Source organism: Pseudomonas sp. SST3 (assembly GCF_003325755.1).
Map to the genome: position 1 here is coordinate 172,273 of NZ_QORI02000004.1, position 19,250 is coordinate 191,522.

Consider the following 19,250-nt stretch of genomic DNA (forward strand, 5'->3'; position numbering starts at 1 on the left):
AGCTTGTCACGGAGTTTCCTCTATGAAGTCCTGTCCTTTCGCCTTGAGCACACTGAAATCCAACATTAGCTTTGCGCTGTCACTCTGCATTGCGGTAGCAGCTACTCCCAGCTTTGCGGCTGTATCACAAGCACCTCTGCTGCTCGGAGGCGGTAGCGTGCCGGGCAATTTGGCACTAGTGCCTTCAGTCGAGTGGCCCACGGTGCTCTCGGTTGCAAATACCGGGAGCTATAGTCCTTCAAGTATCTACGTCGGCTATTTCAACTCTAAAAAATGCTACATCTATAACCAAAGCAGTGAATGGTTCGAGCCTGACACCGACGCTATCGAACATATATGCTCCGGTAACAAACGCTGGAGCGGCAACTTTCTCAACTGGGCCGCAACACCCACGATCGATCCGTTTCGCAGCGCTTTAACAGGTGGCTATCGGTATCGTGACACAGCCACCGAGACGATTCTTCAGAAAGCCCGCCATGACGGACAGAGCAGTGCTGGCAACCGCCTAGAGCATACGAACAACAACCCCCAGGGCCTGATAGTTAAATCCGACATTGCAGGAGCAACGCCCGCTGGCACCGACTGGGACAATTTTTATATCCGCCTTCAGGGGCAAGGCCATACCATGTTGTTTTCTAATTGGAAAGATGGTATCGGCGGAGGCGGATCGACGGGCGAGAAGACAGCTGAATGGATAAATTACGAACCCAACACTAGTGCGCAATGGGAAAACAATCGCCTTAAGACAGCCTATACTCCATCCAATCAGATTAAAAGCGTATACCGCGTCAAAATTCGGGTTAAAGTTTGCGACCCCAATAAAGGCCTGGAGACTAACTGCGAGCGCTACCCAAACGGAACCTACAAACCGGTCGGACTTCTCCAGCAATACTCGGGAAATTTACGATACAGTGTATTCGGATACTTGAACGACGGAAACATGCTGAGAGACGGCGGGGTGCTACGGGCTCAGCAGAAATTCATTTCCCCCGACGCTGCAAATCCCGAGTGGAATGCAAACACCGGCGTAATGCTTACCAACCCCGATGCTATCTCAAGCAGCCTAGGGCGCCCTATAAGCAACAGCGGCGTAATGAACTACTTGAATAAATTTGGCGAGCTTAACAATAACAGCTTCAAATCCCACGACCCGGTTAGCGAGCTTTATTACGCCGCTCTGCGCTACTTCAAAAACCAAGGCAATGTCGCTGCTTATAGTGCCTCCACGCCTGCGCACAACCCAAACCCAGGCAATGATACATTGGATCGTTGGAATGATGGCTTCCCTGTTATCACTAACTGGAACGACCCCGTCCAATATGCTTGCCAGAAAAACGTGATCTTGGGGATCGGTGACACCAACACTCACCGCGATAAAAATTTGCCGGGGAATACAGTAGTTACAGATGAGCCGACCGTGCCAGCGGAGGTTAGCGCCGACACCACAATTAACGTTGTTACAGCTACTCAAAAAGTCGCGGAGCTCGAAGGCATCAGCATTGCCACCCCATTCAACAATGGGCGTCGTAGCTCAGCCTATATGGCAGGCCTTGCCTACGATGCGAACACTAAAGACCTACGTTCTGATTATACAGGCAGACAGAATGTGTCTACCTATTGGGTTGACGTTAGGGAAGGGCAAAGTCTTGCGGGAAAAACAGGGAACCAGTACTGGCTTGCAGCTAAGTACGGTGGCTTCAAAGTACCTAAAGACTTCGGGGATCCCTATGCGCGTACAGCCCCGCTGGAAACAGAATGGTGGCGCACCAATACCGATATGCTAGCCACAAACTACCCGCGCCCTGACAACTTTTTCGTCGCCAGTGACGCCACGAATATGGTGGAAAGCCTTCGGAAAGCTTTTGCTCAGATCTCTAATGAGGTACAGAGCACAACCGCCTCCCTGGCGACCAACTCCACCCGCCTGGAAACCGATACGGCCGTTTTCCAATCGCGACTGGATAGCCGTTTCTGGAGCGGTGACCTACTCGCGCGGCGTGTCGGTGCCAATGGCGAGGTAGAAAATGATGCCGCCTGGAGCGCCGCGCAAAAGCTCGACAATCTGAGCCCTGTCGATTCCCGCAAGATTTTCTCCATCACGCCTGCCACTACTTCCGGCAATTCTGGTGAGGCAATTGCTACCAATGGCACCAGTTTCACCTGGGACGGCCTGGATAATGCCCAGCGAGCCTTGCTACAAAGAATTTCTGAAACTGACTCGGTAGAAGCCCAGAAACGTTTAGCTTATCTTCGTGGTGATCGTACGAACGAAATCACTACCGATGACCGTACCAAGCCTTTCCGCCAGCGCGGTAGCCGTCTGGGCGATATCGTCAATTCTGACCCGCAATTCATCCACAAACAGGACTTTGGCTACTCGCGCCTGAGTTGGAATGATGGTGCCATAGGCTCGGCCTACAACACTTTCCGTACCAGCAGCGCCTATCAGAACCGTATCCCTACGGTGATAGTGGGCGCCAACGACGGCATGCTGCATGGTTTCGATGCCCGCGTCAGCGCGACGGCAGACACCAACGGCGGCGCTGAGCTGTTCGCCTATGTACCCAATAGCGTGTTCAGCAACCTTATCAACCTGACCGACCCCGCCTACTCCCACCGCTACTTTGTCGACGGCACCCCTCGCGTATCAGATGTATGGGTAAGCGGGAGCTGGATGACCATGGTTGTAGGTACCACCGGGGCAGGCGGAAAAAGCGTTTTTGCCCTTGATGTAACAAACCCGGGCAGCATGACAAGTGGCGATGTCATGTGGGAGTTCAGCCATCCCGATATGGGCTATACAGTGGGCCAGCCAGCACTAGTAGCGCTACCGAACGAGAAATTTGGGGTTGTCGTCAGCAGCGGCTATCACGACACCGCACCAGAGAGCGGTAAAATCTGGATCTTGGACGCAGCTGACGGCGCCATCATCCGCCAGATAGATTTACCAACCACTGGCAACCTGGGCTCGCCATTGGCTTCGGACACCAATTTTGACCAAGTGGCGGACCGTGTTTATGTCGCCGACACCCTCGGATATGTCTGGCGCATCGACTTGTCAGGCGGGAATCCATCGAGCTGGGATATCCCCAAGAGTTTGGGTGATGACCCGCTGTTTATCGCCAAGAACGCCAGCGGTAACCGCCAGGCTATCACCGCGCCGCTGTCCTCGGCCTTCAATGACAAGAACGAACATATGGTGTTCTTCGGAACCGGCAGTTTTTACCGCGACGGCGATAACGAAATCCCGGAGAATCCGTCCGTCGACACCTTCTACGGCATTATTGACAGAGGCGAGACTATCGATGGCCGTGGTTCGCTGCTGAAACAAGCCGTCATCAAGGAGGCGAAACTGGAGAGCGGGATCAACGCACGGGCAATCACCAACAACGCTCTAACTACCGAAACCGGCTGGTACATAGACCTTGGTTGGCTGGAGGGTGAAGGCGCAACAGGTGCACGAGGTGAACGCGTGATTGCCAAGGCTACATTACGTTCTGATCGTGTGATCTTCACTACGATGACACCTTCAGCCGATCCCTGCGCTTTTGGCGGCACGAGCTTTATCATGGCGATGAACCTCTTCAGCGGCTCACGCTTGAACTATGTTTATTTCGACACCAGCGGCGATGGGAAGCCAGATGATGGAGACACAACCTCCAGCGGCGATGATAAGAACATTCCATGGACAGGCATCGACATAGGTGACGGGGTGGTCAAAGGCACCGCCCCGCTACCAAAACTGCTGTGCTTTGCCGGCTCTAGCGGAGCCACCCCACAATGTATTCCTGTTGCAGGATCGCAACGTTTTGGCCGCCATTCCTGGCGTGAAGTGAGGACGAATTAATGGCTCACGCACCTAAATCGAGCGCGGGTTTCACCTTAATTGAAGTAATGATCGCCGCGGCAATCATCAGCATCCTCGCCGCCATTGCGTATCCGTCATATCAGGAGCATGTACGCAAGGCGCGCCGTGCAGATGCTCAATCTGCCCTGATGGAGTTGGCTCAATTCATGGAGCGTCACTATACGGCGAACGGCAGGTATTTGACGGCCGCTAACGCGAACCCTGCTAACGCAGCCCCTGCGTTGCCCTTTACAGATGCACCAAAGGACGGAGCGACAAAGTTCTATACTTTGGAATTTGCAGCAGCCCCAACCGCCAGCGGCTACACTCTTCGTGCAGTGCCTAAGAATGCCATGGCAAATGATAGTTGCGGCACGCTCACGCTTGCGCATACCGGAGCAAAGGGGCAGAAAGCCGGGGCGACACTAGCACAGTGCTGGAGACGTTAAAAAATAGACGAAATCGAAGGGAGCATCATAGCTCCCTAATCCGCAGCTCCTTGGGCATTGAAAACGTCACATTTTCCGGCCGCCCATCGAGCTCATCCATCCCCGTAGCCCCCCACTCGCGGAGCCGCTCGATTACCCCGCGCACCAGCACCTCGGGTGCTGAAGCGCCGGCGGTGATGCCTATTCGCTCGATGCTCTCGAACCACTCTCGCTTGAGGTCTTCGGCGCCATCGATCAGGTAGGCTGGCGTGCCCATGCGCTCGGCCAGTTCGCGTAGGCGGTTGGAGTTCGAGCTGTTGGGGCTGCCGACTACTAGCATTACATCGCACTCACCGGCCAGTTGCTTGACCGCATCCTGGCGGTTCTGGGTGGCGTAGCAGATGTCGTCCTTGCGCGGGCCGCCGATGCTGGGAAAGCGAGTACGCAGCGCGTCGATCACTCGGCTGGTGTCATCCATCGAAAGAGTGGTCTGAGTAACGAAGGCCAGCGATTCGGGATTACGTACCTGCAGCTTGGCAACGTCTTCCTCATCTTCAACCAGATAAATCGAGCCGCCGTTGGCAGTATCGTATTGGCCCATGGTGCCTTCGACCTCCGGATGACCTTCGTGGCCGATGAGGATGCATTCGCGCCCTTCTCGGCTGTACTTGGTCACTTCCAGATGAACCTTGGTCACCAGCGGGCAAGTCGCGTCGAAGACCTTGAGACCGCGCTTGTCGGCTTCCATCCGCACCGCTTGGGACACGCCGTGAGCGCTGAAGATCACAATGAAGCCATCCGGCACCTGGTCCAGCTCATCAACAAAGATGGCGCCCCGCTCGCGCAAATCTTCCACCACGAATTTGTTATGCACCACCTCATGACGCACATAGATCGGTGGCCCGAACACCTCCAGGGCGCGGTTGACGATCTCAATGGCACGATCAACACCGGCACAGAAGCCACGCGGATTGGCGAGTTTGATTTGCATAATAAATTCCCGACGCTCTGAGCGGGTAAGTTTGAAGTATACCGACTGCCTATAGCGATGAAACGCAGTGGTCTGCAGTGCGCATACGCACAATGAAGCGGCATGATCGCCAGCGAGGACTAAGCATCCCCTGCGCCCCACAAGCCACAGTATGCGATCTGACGATCAGACCGGCTTGACCTCGAATATCTCCACTTCAAAGGTCAGTGCCTTGCCTGCCAGCGGATGATTGAAGTCAACGGTAACTTGGCGATCATCGAAGCTTTTGACAACCCCAGGCAGCTCCGCCTTGGCTGCATCATTGAAAATCACCAGCAGCCCTTCGGATAGCTCCATGCTGTCGAATTGACTGCGCGGCATGACTTGCACGTTCTGCGGATTGTGCTGACCGAAGCCCTGCTCCGGTGCAATCTGGAAGGTGCGCTTGTCGCCGGCCTTGAGTCCGAACAACTGCTGTTCGAATCCTGGCAGCAGGTTTCCATCGCCGACCTTGAACGTCGCCGGTTGTTTGTCGAAGGTAGTGTCAACCTGCCCGCCGTTTTCCAGACTGAGCGCGAAATGCAGCGTCACCTGCATGTCCGGCCCGATGCGCTGTTCAGTCATTTACCGTTTCTCCCGTTTTACTGCTACGGAACATATCCAGCGCCAGCATGACGGCGCCGATGGTGATGGCGCTGTCGGCGATGTTGAACGCAGGGAAGTACCAGCGGTTCTGCCAATGCACCAGGATGAAATCGACGACATGGCCGAGCATCACACGATCATAAAGATTACCCAGTGCGCCACCCAGCACCAGGGCAAGGGCAACGGCAAGCCAAGTCTCACCGACCTTCAAACGCTTCATCCAGACCACCAGCACGACGCTGACGCCAATGGCAATCGCTGCAAACAGCCAGCGCTGCCAGCCGGAGTGATCGGCCAAAAAGCTGAAGGCGGCGCCCGTGTTATAGGCCAGGGTCCAGGCGAAGTAGTCGGGAATCACATCGACTTTCTGATACAGGCGGAAATTGGCTTCGAAATAATGCTTGGTCGCCTGATCCAGCGCGATGATGAGCACGCTCAACCATAGCCATGACAACTTGCCGAGACGGGCACTCATGCAATCAGCCTCGCGTTCACCAAAAGGCTTTCACCGCCAACGCGCAACTCTGACAAGTGCCGCAGAATGGTATGGGTGCTGCCCCGCTGCGATTCTTCGAGAATCGAGCTGCAGCGACGGTGGGCTGAAGCCCACCCTACCCGTACCATGAGCATCGAGCCGCAATCACGCATAGTGGCGGACCTCGCCGGCGCCTTCGATGTTTTCAACGCAGCGACCGCAGATTTCCGGATGCGCCGCATGGATACCGACATCGGGCAGGTGATGCCAGCATCGGCCGCATTTAACGTGGCCGGTCTTGCTGATCCGCAGCTTGAGGCCAGAAAGCTCGCTCTGTACGGCCTCAGCCGGTGCGGCGGTAAGAGGCGCTACCGTCACTGCTGAGGTGATCAGCACGAAGCGCAGCTCGCTGCCCAGCTTGGCCAGGTCAGCTACCAGCGCGTCTTCCGCGTAGAGCACCACTTCAGCTTGCAAGTTGCCACCAATGGTCTTGGCAGCGCGCTGAGCTTCCAATTCCTTATTTACAGCGGCCTTGACCGCCATGACTTTGCCCCAAAACTCACGACCCAGCTCGACATCGTCCGGCAGTTCGGCCAAGCCTTCATACCATGTATTGAGCATCACCGATTCGTTGCGCTCGCCCGGCAGGTATTGCCAGATCTCGTCGGCTGTGAAGGACAGAATTGGTGCTATCCAGCGCACCAGTGCCTCGGCGATGTGGTACAGCGCGGTCTGGCAGGAGCGCCGCGGCAGACTGTCGGCACCTGTGGTGTATTGACGATCCTTGATGATGTCGAGATAGAAGCCGCCCAGCTCCTGCACGCAGAAGTTATGTACTTTCTGGTAGACGTTCCAAAACTTGTACGTGCCATAGGCTTCTTCGATCTCCCGCTGCAACAACAGGGCGCGGTCAATGGCCCAGCGGTCGAGCGCGATCAGCTGGTCGGCTGGAACCTGATGCTGCGCCGGGTCGAAACCGTCGAGGTTGCTCAGCAGGAAACGTGCGGTGTTGCGGATACGCCGGTAGGAATCTGCGCTGCGCTGCAGAATCACCTTGGAAACCGCCATCTCCCCGGAATAGTCGGTGGACGCCACCCACAGACGCAGGATATCGGCACCCAAGGTGTCGGTAACTTCCTGCGGCGCGACGACGTTGCCCAGCGACTTGGACATCTTCCGGCCGTTCTCGTCGACCACGAAGCCATGCGTCAGCAGCCCCTTGTAGGGCGCGTGGCCGTCTATCGCCGAACCAGTCAGCAACGAAGAATGGAACCATCCACGATGCTGGTCGGAGCCTTCGAGATAGAGGTCCGCACGCGGGCCCTGGTCGTGCCCCATCGGGTGCGAGCCACGCATGACGTGCCAGTGAGTGGTACCGGAATCGAACCAGACGTCCAGCGTGTCACTGATCTTCTCGTATTGCGCCGCTTCGTCGCCCAGCAGCTCGGCTGCATCCAGCTTCGACCAGGCCTCAATGCCGCCCTGCTCGACGCGTTGCGCGACGGCTTCCATCAGCTCGACGGTACGCGGATGCAGCTCGCCGCTTTCTTTGTGCAGGAAGAATGGGATCGGCACACCCCAGGTACGCTGACGCGAGATGCACCAGTCAGGACGCCCGGCAATCATGCCGTGCAGCCGGGCCTGGCCCCATGCGGGAACAAATTCAGTCTGCTCGATGGCGTCCAGCGCGCGGCGACGCAACGAGCTGCCATCGTGCGCCACCTTGTCCATGCCGACGAACCACTGCGCCGTGGCTCGGTAAATCAGCGGCGTCTTGTGCCGCCAGCAATGCATGTAGCTGTGTTGGATCGACTCGTGTTTGAGCAGCGCGCCGACTTCACGCAGCTTTTCTACGATCGCAGGATTGGCTTTCCAGATGAACTGGCCGCCAAAGAACGGCAGGTCCGACACGTAAACGCCGTGGCTCTGCACCGGACTGAGAATGTCGTCGTTTTCCATGCCGTAATGCTTGCAGGAGCGGAAGTCGTCTTCACCGTACGCGGGCGCAGAGTGAACGATGCCGGTGCCAGCGCCGGTTTCCACGTACTCAGCCAGATAGACCGGCGCGAAACGCTCGTAGAACGGGTGACGGAAGCGGATGAGCTCCAGCGCCTTACCCTCGCAGCGGGCAATGATCTCGCCCTGCAGCTCGTAGCGCTGCAGGCAAGACTCGACCAGCTCCTCGGCGAGTACCAGCAACGTGTCGCCAGTGTCGACCAGCGCATAGACGAAGTCGGGGTGCACGTTAAGTGCCTGGTTGGCGGGAATGGTCCAGGGGGTGGTCGTCCAAATGACGATGCTGGCCGGCTTGGCCAGCGCTGCGACGCTGAAGGCCGAAGCCAGCTTGTCCGCGTCCTCGACCTGGAAGGCGACATCAATGGCGTCGGATTTCTTATCTTGGTACTCGACCTCAGCTTCAGCCAGTGCCGAGCCGCAATCGAAGCACCAGTTAACCGGCTTTAAACCCTTGAAGACGAAGCCGCCTTCAACCATCTTTGCCAACGCACGGACTTCGCCGGCCTCGTTGGCGAAATCCATGGTGCGGTACGGGTTTTCCCACTCACCGAGCACGCCGAGGCGGATGAAGTCAGCCTTCTGTCCCTCAATCTGCTCCGCGGCATAGGAACGGCAACGCTCGCGCGTCAGGTCAGCCGGCTGATTCTTGCCGTAGGTGATCTCGACCTTGTGTTCGATCGGCAGGCCATGGCAGTCCCAGCCCGGCACATAGGGCGCATCGAAACCGGCCAAGGTTTTGGAACGGACGATGAAGTCCTTGATGACCTTGTTCACCGCATGACCGATGTGAATGCTGCCGTTAGCGTACGGCGGGCCATCGTGCAGGACGAACTTAGGACGACCTTCGCCGATCTGCCGCAGCTTCCCGTAGAGGTCAATGCTGTTCCAGCGCTGCAGGGTCTCCGGCTCGCGCTGTGGCAGACCGGCCTTCATCGGAAATGCCGTAGACGGCAGATTGAGGGTCGCTTTGTAATCGGTCATTTCAGTCCTGACTCGTGGTAAAGGGTGAAGCTCGCCAGTATTCGCGAGCCGCGGCGATATCTGCTTCGATCGCCGTCTTGAGTGCCTCCAGCGAGGCGAAGCGCTGCTCGTCACGCAGCTTGCTATGGAAAGTCACGCGCAGCAGACGGCCATAGAGGTCGCCCTGATAGTTGAGCAGATGCACTTCCAGATGCGGCTGCCCGTCACTTTCCACCGACGGCCGCATGCCGATGTTGGCCACTGCCGGCTGAGTGATGCCGTCAACTTCCGTGCTCACCATGAACACCCCGCTGAGCGGCGTGCTCTTGCGCTTGAGCTGGATATTGGCAGTCGGCGCGCCAAGCTGACGCCCTAACGCCTGCCCATGCATGACCCGCCCGGTAATGCTGAACGCTCGGCCGAGCAGCTTGTGCGCCAGCGTCAGATCGCCATTGGCGAGTACCTGTCGCAGTCGCGTGCTGCTAACGCGCTCACCGTCGACCTCGATAGTGGTGGCGGCCTCGACCGAGAAGCCTTCCATAGCGCCCGCTTTCAACAGAAAGTTGAAATCGCCGGCACGGTCACAACCGAAACGGAAGTCGTCACCAACCTCCAGATGCCGCACACCAAGCCCTTCAACCAGCGTCGCGTGGACGAACTCGGCGGCGCTCAACTCGCGTAAACGCCGATTGAACGCCAGGCACAGCACCAGATCGACGCCCTGCTCATCCAACAACCGAAGTTTCTCACGCAGCCGGGTCAACCGCGCGGGCGCCTTGTCCGGCGCGAAATATTCTCGCGGCTGCGGCTCGAAGATCACTACACAGCTAGGCAGACCGAGCTCGGCGGCACGCTCGCGCAAGCGCGCCAGGATGGCTTGATGCCCCCGGTGAACCCCGTCGAAATTGCCGATGGTGGCGACGCAACCCCGATGCCGGGGTCGCAGGTTATGAAGACCTCGAACCAGCTGCATACCGCACTTCTTGCTTGAAAAGTCGTCGATTATACGCATGAGCCGGCAGCCGCGGACAGGTTTGCCACCCGCCTACCGGCGGATCAATGGCGTATATGCCGCGGCCGCAAGCCGAGCAATACCAGCCCTGCCGAAAAAGCGCCCAGTCCCGCCACCACGAGCAGTCCTAGCTGCAGCGCGCGCTGCTGCCAGCTCCAGGCGAACCATTCGACCGACGGCGCGTTGAGCCACCAGACCATCGCCACCATGGCGGCGCAACCGCCAGCCAAGCGCAGCAGAAACAGCCCCCAGCCCGGCGCGAACTGAAACACGCCGATCCGATACAGCCCCCAGAACAGCAGCCCGGCATTGAGCATCGACGACAACGACGTGGCCAGCGCAAGCCCAACGTGCTGGAGCGGCCAGATGAGCATCAAGTTCAGCGCCATGTTGGCAATCATGCAGATGATGGCGACGCGCACCGGCGTCTTCAAATCCTGGCGCGCGAAGAAACCCGGCGCCAGCACCTTGATCAGCATGAACGCCAGCACACCCAGCGAGTAAGCCTCGAGCGCATTGGCCGATTGCACCACGGCCTCCTCGCTCATCGCGCCGTAAAAGAACAGGCTGGCAATCAGCGGCTCGGCCAGGATACCCAGCGCAAGCGCGGCGGGAATCCCCACCAGTAACACCATTCGCAGCGCCCAATTGAGGGTATTGGAAAAGGCCTTGGGGTCTTCGCCAGCGTGCTGGCGCGACAGGCTCGGAAGGATCACCGTGCCGATGGCGATACCGAAGGCGCCGAGCGGCAACTCCGAAAGCCGATCCGCGTAATAGAGCCACGACACGCTACCGGTCTGCAAAAAGGAAGCGAGCACCGTGTCGAGCAGCAGATTGATCTGGCTGACCGACACCCCGAACAACGCCGGGACCATCAGCAGCATGATACGCCGCACCCCTTCATCACCGAACTTCACCCGAGGCCGCGGCAACAGCCCCAGCTTGGCAACATAAGGAAGCTGGAAGGCCAGCTGAGCGAAGCCGGCAATGAACACACCCCAGGCAAGCGCCATGATTGGCTGATCGAAATAGGGTGTAAGGAACACCGCCGAGGTGATCATGGATACATTCAGCAGTACCGGGGTGAAGCCCGGCACCGCGAAATGTCCATAGGTGTTGAGCACGCCAGAAGTGAATGCCGTGAGGGAAATCAGCAGCAGATAAGGGAAAGTGATGCGCAGCAGCTCTCCTGCCAGCTGCATCTTGGCCGGCTCATCATGAAAACCCGGCGCAAACACCATTACCACATAAGGTGAGGCCAGCACCCCGATGGCGGTAATACCGGTCAGGATCAACCCGAGCATGCCAGCCGTGCGATCGACCAACAGCTTGACCTCGGGCAGCGTCCGCTTGGTGCGGTACTCAGATAGCACCGGAACGAAAGCCTGGGCGAAAGCACCTTCGGCAAACAGACGACGCAGGAAGTTGGGAATCTTGAACGCAATGAAGAAGGCGTCGGCGGCGGCACCCGAACCGAAGTAGCTGGCCACCACCATATCGCGTACCATGCCCAACACCCGGGACAGCAGTGTCATCACGCTGACTACCGCACTGGACCGCAGCAAGCCGCCTTTGCCGGATGTATCGGACATTTGTCTTCCTAGAGTTGCAGCAGGATGATTCCGGCCAGGCACTGGCCATCGAGTCGATGGCCAGTTACGACAGTGAAAGAGGTCGCGAGTTTAGCGGCAGCCCATCTGTCAGGCCAGTGTCTCGGAGGAATCACTCGGGCTTGACAAGGGCTCGATGCATCGGCATGATTCGCGGCCTTATTTGCTTTGTAATCCCACGTTTTCGAGGAGTTCGACGGTGGCCAACAGCCCTTCCGCCAAAAAACGCGCAATTCAGGCTGAGAAGCGTCGCAGCCACAACGCCAGCCTGCGCTCCATGGTTCGCACCTACATCAAGAATGTGGTCAAAGCCATTGATGCAAAAGATCTGGAAAAAGCTCGTACTGCTTACACTGCAGCCGTGCCTGTAATCGACCGTATGGCCGACAAAGGCATCATTCACAAGAACAAAGCAGCCCGGCATAAAAGCCGCCTGAACGGCCATATCAAGGCCCTCGGCGAAGCTGCTGCAGCCTAAACTGCACGTTCTTTAAAAAACCGGCCTAGCGCCGGTTTTTTATGGCCTTTTACTTCGCCCAACAAGGCCGGCCGCCGCTAAAGAGACCGGCATCGGCGGACCTCATCCGGTTATTGCTGCACCCAGGGCAAGATAGGGATCGCGGTCACCGCATTCTGCGGGCTGCCCTCGATCACCCGATCGCTGTAAACCAGATACACAAGCGTATTGCGCGCCTCGTCGAAGAAGCGCACCACCTGCATGGTCTTGAACACCAGCGAGGTTCGCTCCCTGAAGACCACCTCACCATCCTCCAGATCCTCACCCATATGGATCGGTCCGACCTGGCGACAGGCAATCGATGCCTCGGCGCGATCCTCTGCTAACCCTAGCCCACCCTTGATCCCGCCAGTCTTGGCCCTGGACAGATAACAGGTCACACCCTCGACCTTGGGGTCATCGAAAGCTTCCACCACGATCTTGTGGTTCGGCCCGAGCCACTTGAAGACCGTATCGACTTCACCCACTTCCCGCGCCATACCAACCGCCGGCCAGACCAGCAGCGCGATCAAAGCACCTGCGTATCGCATCGAGCACCTCACAGCAGGATCATGTTGTCGCGATGGATAAGCTCAGGCTCGTCGACGTAACCGAGCAACTTCTCGATTTCGTCCGATGAATGGCCAAGGATTTTCTGAGTCTCAGCAACACTGTAGTTAACCAGACCGCGAGCAACCTCCTCCCCTTCCGGCCCCACGCAGACCACCATCTCGCCACGGCGAAAACCACCTTGGGCGGCCTTGACGCCAACCGGTAACAAACTGCGATTGCTCTGCTTCAGCGCATGCACCGCCCCGGCATCCAGCGTGACCGAGCCCCGCGTTTGCAGATGGCCGGCGAGCCACTGTTTGCGCGCAGCGTGACGACTGCGCTCCGGCGCCAGCAGGGTGCCCAGCCGCTCGCCGGCCTTCAGCCGCGCCAGAACCTGATCGATGCGCCCGCCAATGATTACCGTATGGGCCCCCGAGCGCGCCGCCAGGCGCGCCGCGCGCAACTTGGTCTGCATGCCACCGCGCCCCAGCGCACCGCCCGTAGCGCCCGCTACCGCGTCCAACGCAGGGTCGTCGGCGCGAGCTTCGCGGATGAGATTGGCGTCGGGGTTATTTCGTGGATCCGCGTCAAACATCCCGTCGCGATCCGTGAGGATCACCAGCAAATCAGCTTCGACCAGGTTCGCCACCAGCGCCGCAAGCGTATCGTTGTCACCGAAGCGGATCTCATCAGTGACGACGGTGTCGTTTTCGTTGATAACCGGAACCACACCGAGGTCGATTAGCGTGCGCAGCGTACTCCGCGCGTTGAGATAACGCTTGCGGTCCGACAGATCATCGTGGGTCACCAGAACCTGAGCGGTCTGCTGATCGCAGCGCCCAAAACTGGCCTCCCAAGCACGAATGAGGCCCATCTGCCCCACCGCAGCAGCAGCCTGCAACTCGTGAACGGCCTTGGGCCGTGCCGTCCAACCGAGGCGGCTCATGCCGGCCGCAACCGCACCGGACGAGACCAGCACCAACTCGACCCCGACCTGCCGCAGCGCCACCATCTGATCAACCCAGACCGCCATTGCCGCCTGATCGAGGCCGCGGCCGTCAGCCGTCAGCAAAGCACTGCCGATTTTCACCACCCAGCGCCGCGCGCCGCTCACCTTGTCCCGCATCGATCCCGCCTTCTATCCCATATCCGGCCAAACCAGGTCGACGAGCAGCAGACGAGCCAGCCCAACGACCACCCACCTACAGCTACGCAACTACGCGAACAAGCCCCTAGCGAACGTAGAAGATTTCCGCGCTGCCTTCATCATCGTCATCATCATCGAAGTCGTCTTCATCCGCATCGACCGCCGCCTTGACGCCAGCGCGACGCAACGCACGCTGATCATCGAGCTCCTGCAGACGCGCACGGGCCTCATCTTCGATCTGCTGATCCAGTTCGGCAAGCGCCTCGGCATAAGCCGGCTCCTCGCTGATACGCAGCGTACGCTCATCCAGATAGCGCATGATCGCCTGACTCAACGCCTCGGTACCCTCACGCTCCAATGCGGAGATGACGAATACAGGCCCTGTCCATTCAAGGCGATCCACCAATTGGCGCACGCGCTCGTCACGGTCCTCTTCGAGCAACTGATCGGCTTTGTTAAGCACCAGCCAACGATCGCGCTGAGCCAGTGCGGGGCTGAATTTTTCCAGCTCGTTGAGAATGATTTCGGCCGCATCGGCAGGATCACTCTCATCAACCGGCGCCATGTCGACCAGATGCAGCAACAATCGCGTACGCGCTAGGTGCTTGAGAAAGCGAATCCCCAGCCCTGCACCTTCTGATGCCCCCTCGATCAAGCCTGGGATATCGGCAATCACGAAGCTCTTGTAGCGCCCGACACTGACCACACCAAGGTTCGGTACCAGCGTCGTGAACGGATAGTCGGCAACCTTCGGCTTGGCAGCCGATACCGAGCGAATAAAGGTGCTCTTACCGGCATTCGGCAACCCCAGCAGACCGACGTCAGCCAGCACCTTCAGTTCGAGTTTCAAGTCACGAGCATCGCCCGGCTTGCCCGGCGTTGTCTGCCGCGGCGCGCGATTGGTGCTCGATTTGAAACGGGTGTTACCCAGGCCATGCCAGCCGCCTTGAGCAACCAATAACCGCTGCCCCGCCTTGGTCAGGTCACCAATTACGTCCTGAGTGGCGGCGTCAATCACTGTCGTGCCGACCGGCACCGGCAGGATCAGATCCTCGCCCTTGGCACCGGTACATTCGGTACTGCCACCTTTCTGGCCATTCGGCGCATTGAAGCGGCGGGTATAGCGATAATCGACAAGAGTGTTGAGGTTCTCGTCAGCCTCCAGATAAACGGAGCCACCGTCACCACCATCGCCGCCGTTGGGGCCACCTTTCTCAATGAACTTCTCACGACGGAAACTCATCATGCCGTTGCCGCCGTCGCCGGCCTTTACAAAAATCGATACTTCATCGACGAATTTCATGGGAACGCCTCCCGTCGCAGGACGGGCTTAAGAAACAAGAAACGTAAGGGTCTTGCAAAAAAACCCAGCGAAAACTGAATGAGCACCGAGCAGTTCTTTGCAAGAGCCTCACAGGATACAGAAACAAAAAAGCCCCGTCGCATGACAGGGCTTTTCCAGCAACGCCGCAGTTAGGCTGCGACGACGCTCACGTAGCGACGGCCGAAAGCGCCCTTCACTTCAAACTTGATCACGCCTTCCACTTTCGCGAACAGGGTGTGATCCTTGCCCATACCAACACCGTAACCGGCATGGAACTGGGTGCCGCGCTGACGCACGATGATGTTACCGGCCTTGATGGCCTGGCCGCCGTACATCTTCACGCCAAGACGTTTGGCTTCTGAGTCGCGACCGTTGCGGGTAGAACCGCCAGCTTTTTTGTGTGCCATGAGTTCAATACTCCTATAAGGGGATTCAGGCCGATTAGCCCTGAATACCGGTGATTTTGACCTCAGTGAACCACTGACGGTGGCCCTGACGCTTCATATGGTGCTTACGGCGACGGAATTTGATGATGGTGACTTTGTCGTGACGACCTTGAGCGATCACTTCAGCAGTGACCTTGGCACCATCAACCACCGGAGCGCCGATTTTGACATCATCGCCGTTGCCGATCAGCAGAACGCGGTCAAAAGTGACTGCTTCGCCAGTGGCAACTTCGAGTTTTTCAATCTTGAGGTATTCGCCTTCGGCGACCTTGTATTGCTTGCCGCCGGTAACGATAACTGCGTACATCTGTGTATCTCCGTTGATCCTGCTCACCCAGCGCTTAAGTGAAATAGTTAGTGGCTGGCATGGCTGCTCGGGGCCGGAAGGGACGCCCTTGCAATTGCGTAAGGCAGGGAAATGCCCAGGGGGAAAGTTCAGGGTCCGCGATTGTACGCATCCACCAGAGTCGGCGCAATAGCCGCCAGGCCTCGCCTTGACAGTGCCTGACCCGCCCCATAGCATGCCGCGCAATCTCCGAGGAGTACTCGTCGCCGATGCAACCCCAGGCCTTTTACCAAGTAGTAGCTGAAGATTTTGCCGCCGTTGACGGCATCATCCGCAATCAGCTGACTTCCCGCGTACCGCTGGTGGAAAAGATCGGGGACTACATTACCTCGGCCGGCGGCAAACGCCTGCGCCCCTTGCTGGTATTGCTCAGCGGCAATGCGCTGGGACTCAAGGGAGAACAACTGCGCCTGCTGGCAGCCATCATCGAATTTCTGCACACCTCGACGTTGCTGCATGACGATGTAGTCGACATGTCGGGCATGCGTCGCGGCCGCTCAACAGCGAACGCCCTGTGGGGCAACGCGCCCAGCGTGCTGGTCGGCGACTTCCTTTATGCGCGCTCGTTCGAAATGATGGTCGACCTGGGCTCGATGCCGGTCATGCGCATCATTTCCCAGGCCACCCGAGTGATCGCCGAAGGCGAAGTACTACAGTTGTCCAAGGTGCGCGACGCCAGCACCACCGAAGAAATCTACATGGAAGTGATCCGCGGCAAGACAGCCATGCTCTTTGAGGCCTCAACGCACAGCGCCGCTACCCTGGCCGGCGCCAGCGACGAGCAGCGCGAGGCGCTGCGGACCTTCGGCGATTATTTGGGTATCGCATTCCAACTGGTCGATGATCTGCTCGACTACCAGGGCGATGCCGAAACCTTGGGCAAGAACGTAGGGGATGACCTGGCCGAGGGCAAACCAACGCTGCCACTGATCTACACCATGCGCGAAGGCACAAAGGAACAAGCCGCAGTGGTGCGTCAGGCCATCCAGAAAGGCGGTATCGAAGATCTAGAAAGCATCCGCAGCGCCGTGGAAGCGTCCGGCGCACTGGAATACACCGCCCGCCTGGCTCGCGAATATGCCGATCGCGCCATCGCTTGCCTGGAACTCATTCCGGCCAACCGTTATCGCGACGCTCTGGTGGAGCTCAGCCGCTTCGCTGTTGCCCGCACTCACTGAGTCAGCCTCTCTGGCCGAAGGGTGCAATTGCGCGCTCTTCAGCCCTATATCCCCTCCCCGCTTCAGCCTCCCATTAACACCAGCTCGACCACCCTTGATCGGCGCTGAGGATTTTCGTGCTTGCATGTTTGCAAATAACAATTATTCTCATTAAGGAGACCAATTGGAGGCGAGTATGACTTATTTGATCGATGCCTGGCTGGACCGCCCGCAACCCTACCTGCGGATACTTGATCGAAATACCGGTGCGGTGTGCATTTCGCTGGAGGGCGAGGCCCTGGATGAGCTTCGCGACCAAGGAGATCTGGACTTGCAGGAGCTGAGCACCAGCGAACCCTATGTGCTCAAGGAACAGGTACGCAACCTGTTCCTGTTCTGCTATGCCCGAGCATTGCGCCCGTAGCGATCACTCTTACAGAACGGCCAGCAGCTCGACGTCGAACACCAGCACACTGTGCGGTGGGATGCTACCGACGCCCTGCGCGCCGTAGGCCAGTTCGCTCGGCACATAGAGACGCCATTTGCTGCCCACACCCATCAGTTGCAAAGCCTCGGTCCAGCCGGCAATCACACCGCCAACCGGGAATTCGGCCGGCTGGCCACGCTGATAGGAACTGTCGAACACGGTGCCGTCGATCAGCGTGCCGTGATAATGGGTACGCACCTGATCTTCAGCGGTCGGCTTAGCACCTTCACCCGCAGCCAACACTTCATACTGCAGACCCGACGCCAAGGTAGTAACCCCTTCGCGCTTGGCATTCTCGGCCAGGAACGCCTTGCCTTCACCCGCGGCAGCTTCAGCCTTGCGCTGCGCTTCAGCCTGCATGCGTTCGCGAATGACCGCAAAGCTGGCGTTCAAGTCTTCCGGGCTGACCTGGCTGGCAATACCGCCAAAGGCGTCACGAATACCGGCGATCACCGCGTCCAGACTGATGCCCGGCGGCGGATTCTCGCGCAGCTGGTCACCCAGCTGGCGGCCGATGCCATAGCTTACGCGCGTTTCATCGGTGGATAGGTTGAGGTCGGTCATGCCTGCGCTCCGGGGTAAAAAAGGGCCGACAGCCTAGCACAGGCAAGCCTCGATCACTGATCCGTCGTCCAGTGGCGCTGTGAGCCGCGACGGCCCGCTCGCAGTACGAGAGCAGCTCAGCGGCACTACCGACGGCAAAATCAGTGCTTGGTGAGCTTATCCAGATAGCCCATGGCAAAAGCGGAGAAGACGAACGTCAGGTGAATGATCACGTACCACATCAGCTGCTCGCTCTCGAGCTGCTGAGCATCCATGAACATGCGCAGCAGGTGGATCGACGAAATCGCCACGATCGAGGCCGCGACCTTCATTTTCAATGAGCCGGAGTCCATTTTGCCCAGCCAATCGAGCTTTTCCTTGCCTTCGTCGACGTTGAGCTGCGAGACGAAGTTCTCGTACCCGGACAGCATGACCATCACCAACAAACCACCCACCAGCGCCATGTCGATCAACGACAGCAGCTTGAGGATCAGATCGCCTTCGCTCAAGGAAAGTACGGCTGGGAGGATGTGCCAGATCTCCTGGAAGAATTTGATCGCCAGCGCCAGCAGGGCGAATGCCAGGCCGAAGTAGATAGGCGCCAGCAACCAGCGCGCGGCGTACATGGCGTTTTCGATGAGGCGTTCCATCTGTTCTCACTATGAGGTGAATACCGGCACGCGAGTATACGCAGCACCGCGGAGTCTTCAAGAAGGCTCCTGTGGCAGCATGTTTTCCTTGTGGATAAGAAAACGAGGCATCGCACCACATCTGCCGAATCGGCTCGTG

18 protein-coding genes are annotated in these 19,250 nt (G+C 58.3%); 5 read left to right on the plus strand and 13 right to left on the minus strand.

The genetic code is table 11. The annotated features are described in order from the left end of the window. The first annotated feature begins 22 nt into the window (after positions 1–22). Together DQ405_RS27435 and DQ405_RS05910 are read left to right on the plus strand one after the other, a co-directional pair. The gene (locus DQ405_RS27435; protein WP_241729846.1) at positions 23–3,847 is read left to right on the plus strand and encodes a pilus assembly protein; all 3,825 of its coding nucleotides are present in this window, start codon (positions 23–25) and stop codon (positions 3,845–3,847) included. Beyond that, on the plus strand, positions 3,847–4,296 hold the full coding sequence (locus DQ405_RS05910) for a type IV pilin protein (RefSeq protein ID WP_168423335.1): 450 nt from the start codon (positions 3,847–3,849) through the stop codon (positions 4,294–4,296). The genes DQ405_RS27435 and DQ405_RS05910 overlap by 1 nt, the downstream gene beginning before the upstream one ends. Positions 4,297–4,321: 25 nt before the next feature. On the opposite strand, the gene ispH is transcribed toward DQ405_RS05910, so the two are convergent. From ispH to murJ, 6 genes are all read right to left on the minus strand, one after another. Continuing rightward, entirely contained in the window at positions 4,322–5,266 is a 945-nt protein-coding gene (ispH, locus tag DQ405_RS05915) for a 4-hydroxy-3-methylbut-2-enyl diphosphate reductase (protein ID WP_168423336.1), read from the minus strand. A gap of 165 nt (positions 5,267–5,431) precedes the next feature. Then, a complete protein-coding gene (fkpB, locus tag DQ405_RS05920) occupies positions 5,432–5,869 on the minus strand; it encodes an FKBP-type peptidyl-prolyl cis-trans isomerase (RefSeq protein ID WP_168423337.1) in 438 nt (145 codons plus the stop codon). Continuing rightward, complete coding sequence (lspA, locus tag DQ405_RS05925) at positions 5,862–6,365, minus strand: signal peptidase II (RefSeq protein WP_168423338.1); 504 nt, start codon at positions 6,363–6,365, stop codon at positions 5,862–5,864. Before lspA ends, fkpB begins: the two co-directional genes overlap by 8 nt. 165 nt (positions 6,366–6,530) lie before the next feature. Next, a complete protein-coding gene (gene ileS, locus DQ405_RS05930; protein WP_168423339.1) occupies positions 6,531–9,362 on the minus strand; it encodes an isoleucine--tRNA ligase in 2,832 nt (943 codons plus the stop codon). 1 nt (position 9,363) lies between these two features. Then, complete coding sequence (ribF, locus tag DQ405_RS05935; protein WP_168423340.1) at positions 9,364–10,314, minus strand: bifunctional riboflavin kinase/FAD synthetase; 951 nt, start codon at positions 10,312–10,314, stop codon at positions 9,364–9,366. A gap of 83 nt (positions 10,315–10,397) precedes the next feature. Further along, positions 10,398–11,945, minus strand: a complete 1,548-nt coding sequence (murJ, locus tag DQ405_RS05940; RefSeq protein WP_168423341.1) for a murein biosynthesis integral membrane protein MurJ — start codon at positions 11,943–11,945, stop codon at positions 10,398–10,400. Positions 11,946–12,162: 217 nt separating this feature from the next. On the opposite strand from murJ, the gene rpsT reads away from it, so the two are divergent. Beyond that, positions 12,163–12,441 (plus strand): 30S ribosomal protein S20, encoded by a 279-nt coding sequence (gene rpsT, locus DQ405_RS05945; RefSeq protein WP_014854146.1) that lies wholly within the window; start codon positions 12,163–12,165, stop codon positions 12,439–12,441. 110 nt (positions 12,442–12,551) lie between these two features. On the opposite strand, the gene DQ405_RS05950 is transcribed toward rpsT, so the two are convergent. From DQ405_RS05950 to rplU, 5 genes are all read right to left on the minus strand, one after another. Continuing rightward, positions 12,552–13,010 carry a CreA family protein gene (locus tag DQ405_RS05950; RefSeq protein ID WP_168423342.1) on the minus strand — a complete coding sequence of 153 codons (459 nt, stop codon included), beginning with the start codon at positions 13,008–13,010 and terminating at the stop codon, positions 12,552–12,554. 8 nt (positions 13,011–13,018) lie between these two features. Beyond that, positions 13,019–14,137, minus strand: coding sequence for a glutamate 5-kinase (gene proB / locus DQ405_RS05955; protein WP_168423343.1), 1,119 nt, complete (start codon positions 14,135–14,137; stop codon positions 13,019–13,021). 106 nt (positions 14,138–14,243) lie between these two features. Beyond that, the gene (cgtA, locus tag DQ405_RS05960) at positions 14,244–15,461 is read right to left on the minus strand and encodes an Obg family GTPase CgtA (RefSeq protein ID WP_168423344.1); all 1,218 of its coding nucleotides are present in this window, start codon (positions 15,459–15,461) and stop codon (positions 14,244–14,246) included. Positions 15,462–15,631: 170 nt separating this feature from the next. Beyond that, positions 15,632–15,889, minus strand: a complete 258-nt coding sequence (gene rpmA, locus DQ405_RS05965; protein ID WP_003281574.1) for a 50S ribosomal protein L27 — start codon at positions 15,887–15,889, stop codon at positions 15,632–15,634. A 34-nt stretch (positions 15,890–15,923) separates the two neighbouring features. Further along, positions 15,924–16,235 carry a 50S ribosomal protein L21 gene (rplU, locus tag DQ405_RS05970; protein ID WP_003302133.1) on the minus strand — a complete coding sequence of 104 codons (312 nt, stop codon included), beginning with the start codon at positions 16,233–16,235 and terminating at the stop codon, positions 15,924–15,926. Between the two features lie 248 nt (positions 16,236–16,483). Between rplU and DQ405_RS05975 the strand changes: the two genes are divergently transcribed. Both DQ405_RS05975 and DQ405_RS05980 read left to right on the plus strand, forming a co-directional pair. Further along, positions 16,484–17,452, plus strand: coding sequence for a polyprenyl synthetase family protein (locus tag DQ405_RS05975; protein WP_168423345.1), 969 nt, complete (start codon positions 16,484–16,486; stop codon positions 17,450–17,452). Positions 17,453–17,627: 175 nt separating this feature from the next. Beyond that, entirely contained in the window at positions 17,628–17,855 is a 228-nt protein-coding gene (locus DQ405_RS05980; protein WP_168423346.1) for a PA4570 family protein, read from the plus strand. A 9-nt stretch (positions 17,856–17,864) separates the two neighbouring features. On the opposite strand, the gene DQ405_RS05985 is transcribed toward DQ405_RS05980, so the two are convergent. Together DQ405_RS05985 and DQ405_RS05990 are read right to left on the minus strand one after the other, a co-directional pair. After that, positions 17,865–18,482 carry an FKBP-type peptidyl-prolyl cis-trans isomerase gene (locus tag DQ405_RS05985; protein ID WP_168423347.1) on the minus strand — a complete coding sequence of 206 codons (618 nt, stop codon included), beginning with the start codon at positions 18,480–18,482 and terminating at the stop codon, positions 17,865–17,867. Between the two features lie 140 nt (positions 18,483–18,622). After that, on the minus strand, positions 18,623–19,111 hold the full coding sequence (locus DQ405_RS05990) for a TIGR00645 family protein (protein ID WP_168423348.1): 489 nt from the start codon (positions 19,109–19,111) through the stop codon (positions 18,623–18,625). Positions 19,112–19,250 lie beyond the last annotated feature (139 nt).

Excerpts from the sequence above, each read along its gene's own strand:
- DQ405_RS27435 (WP_241729846.1), top strand. The coding sequence starts at position 23 with ATGAAGTCCTGTCCTTTCGCCTTGAGCACACTGAAATCCAACATTAGC.
- DQ405_RS05910 (WP_168423335.1), top strand. The coding sequence starts at position 3,847 with ATGGCTCACGCACCTAAATCGAGCGCGGGTTTCACCTTAATTGAAGTA.
- ispH (WP_168423336.1), bottom strand. The coding sequence starts at position 5,266 with ATGCAAATCAAACTCGCCAATCCGCGTGGCTTCTGTGCCGGTGTTGAT.
- fkpB (WP_168423337.1), bottom strand. The coding sequence starts at position 5,869 with ATGACTGAACAGCGCATCGGGCCGGACATGCAGGTGACGCTGCATTTC.
- lspA (WP_168423338.1), bottom strand. The coding sequence starts at position 6,365 with ATGAGTGCCCGTCTCGGCAAGTTGTCATGGCTATGGTTGAGCGTGCTC.
- ileS (WP_168423339.1), bottom strand. The coding sequence starts at position 9,362 with ATGACCGATTACAAAGCGACCCTCAATCTGCCGTCTACGGCATTTCCG.
- ribF (WP_168423340.1), bottom strand. The coding sequence starts at position 10,314 with ATGCAGCTGGTTCGAGGTCTTCATAACCTGCGACCCCGGCATCGGGGT.
- murJ (WP_168423341.1), bottom strand. The coding sequence starts at position 11,945 with ATGTCCGATACATCCGGCAAAGGCGGCTTGCTGCGGTCCAGTGCGGTA.
- DQ405_RS05950 (WP_168423342.1), bottom strand. The coding sequence starts at position 13,010 with ATGCGATACGCAGGTGCTTTGATCGCGCTGCTGGTCTGGCCGGCGGTT.
- proB (WP_168423343.1), bottom strand. The coding sequence starts at position 14,137 with ATGCGGGACAAGGTGAGCGGCGCGCGGCGCTGGGTGGTGAAAATCGGC.
- cgtA (WP_168423344.1), bottom strand. The coding sequence starts at position 15,461 with ATGAAATTCGTCGATGAAGTATCGATTTTTGTAAAGGCCGGCGACGGC.
- rpmA (WP_003281574.1), bottom strand. The coding sequence starts at position 15,889 with ATGGCACACAAAAAAGCTGGCGGTTCTACCCGCAACGGTCGCGACTCA.
- rplU (WP_003302133.1), bottom strand. The coding sequence starts at position 16,235 with ATGTACGCAGTTATCGTTACCGGCGGCAAGCAATACAAGGTCGCCGAA.
- DQ405_RS05975 (WP_168423345.1), top strand. The coding sequence starts at position 16,484 with ATGCAACCCCAGGCCTTTTACCAAGTAGTAGCTGAAGATTTTGCCGCC.
- DQ405_RS05980 (WP_168423346.1), top strand. The coding sequence starts at position 17,628 with ATGACTTATTTGATCGATGCCTGGCTGGACCGCCCGCAACCCTACCTG.
- DQ405_RS05985 (WP_168423347.1), bottom strand. The coding sequence starts at position 18,482 with ATGACCGACCTCAACCTATCCACCGATGAAACGCGCGTAAGCTATGGC.
- DQ405_RS05990 (WP_168423348.1), bottom strand. The coding sequence starts at position 19,111 with ATGGAACGCCTCATCGAAAACGCCATGTACGCCGCGCGCTGGTTGCTG.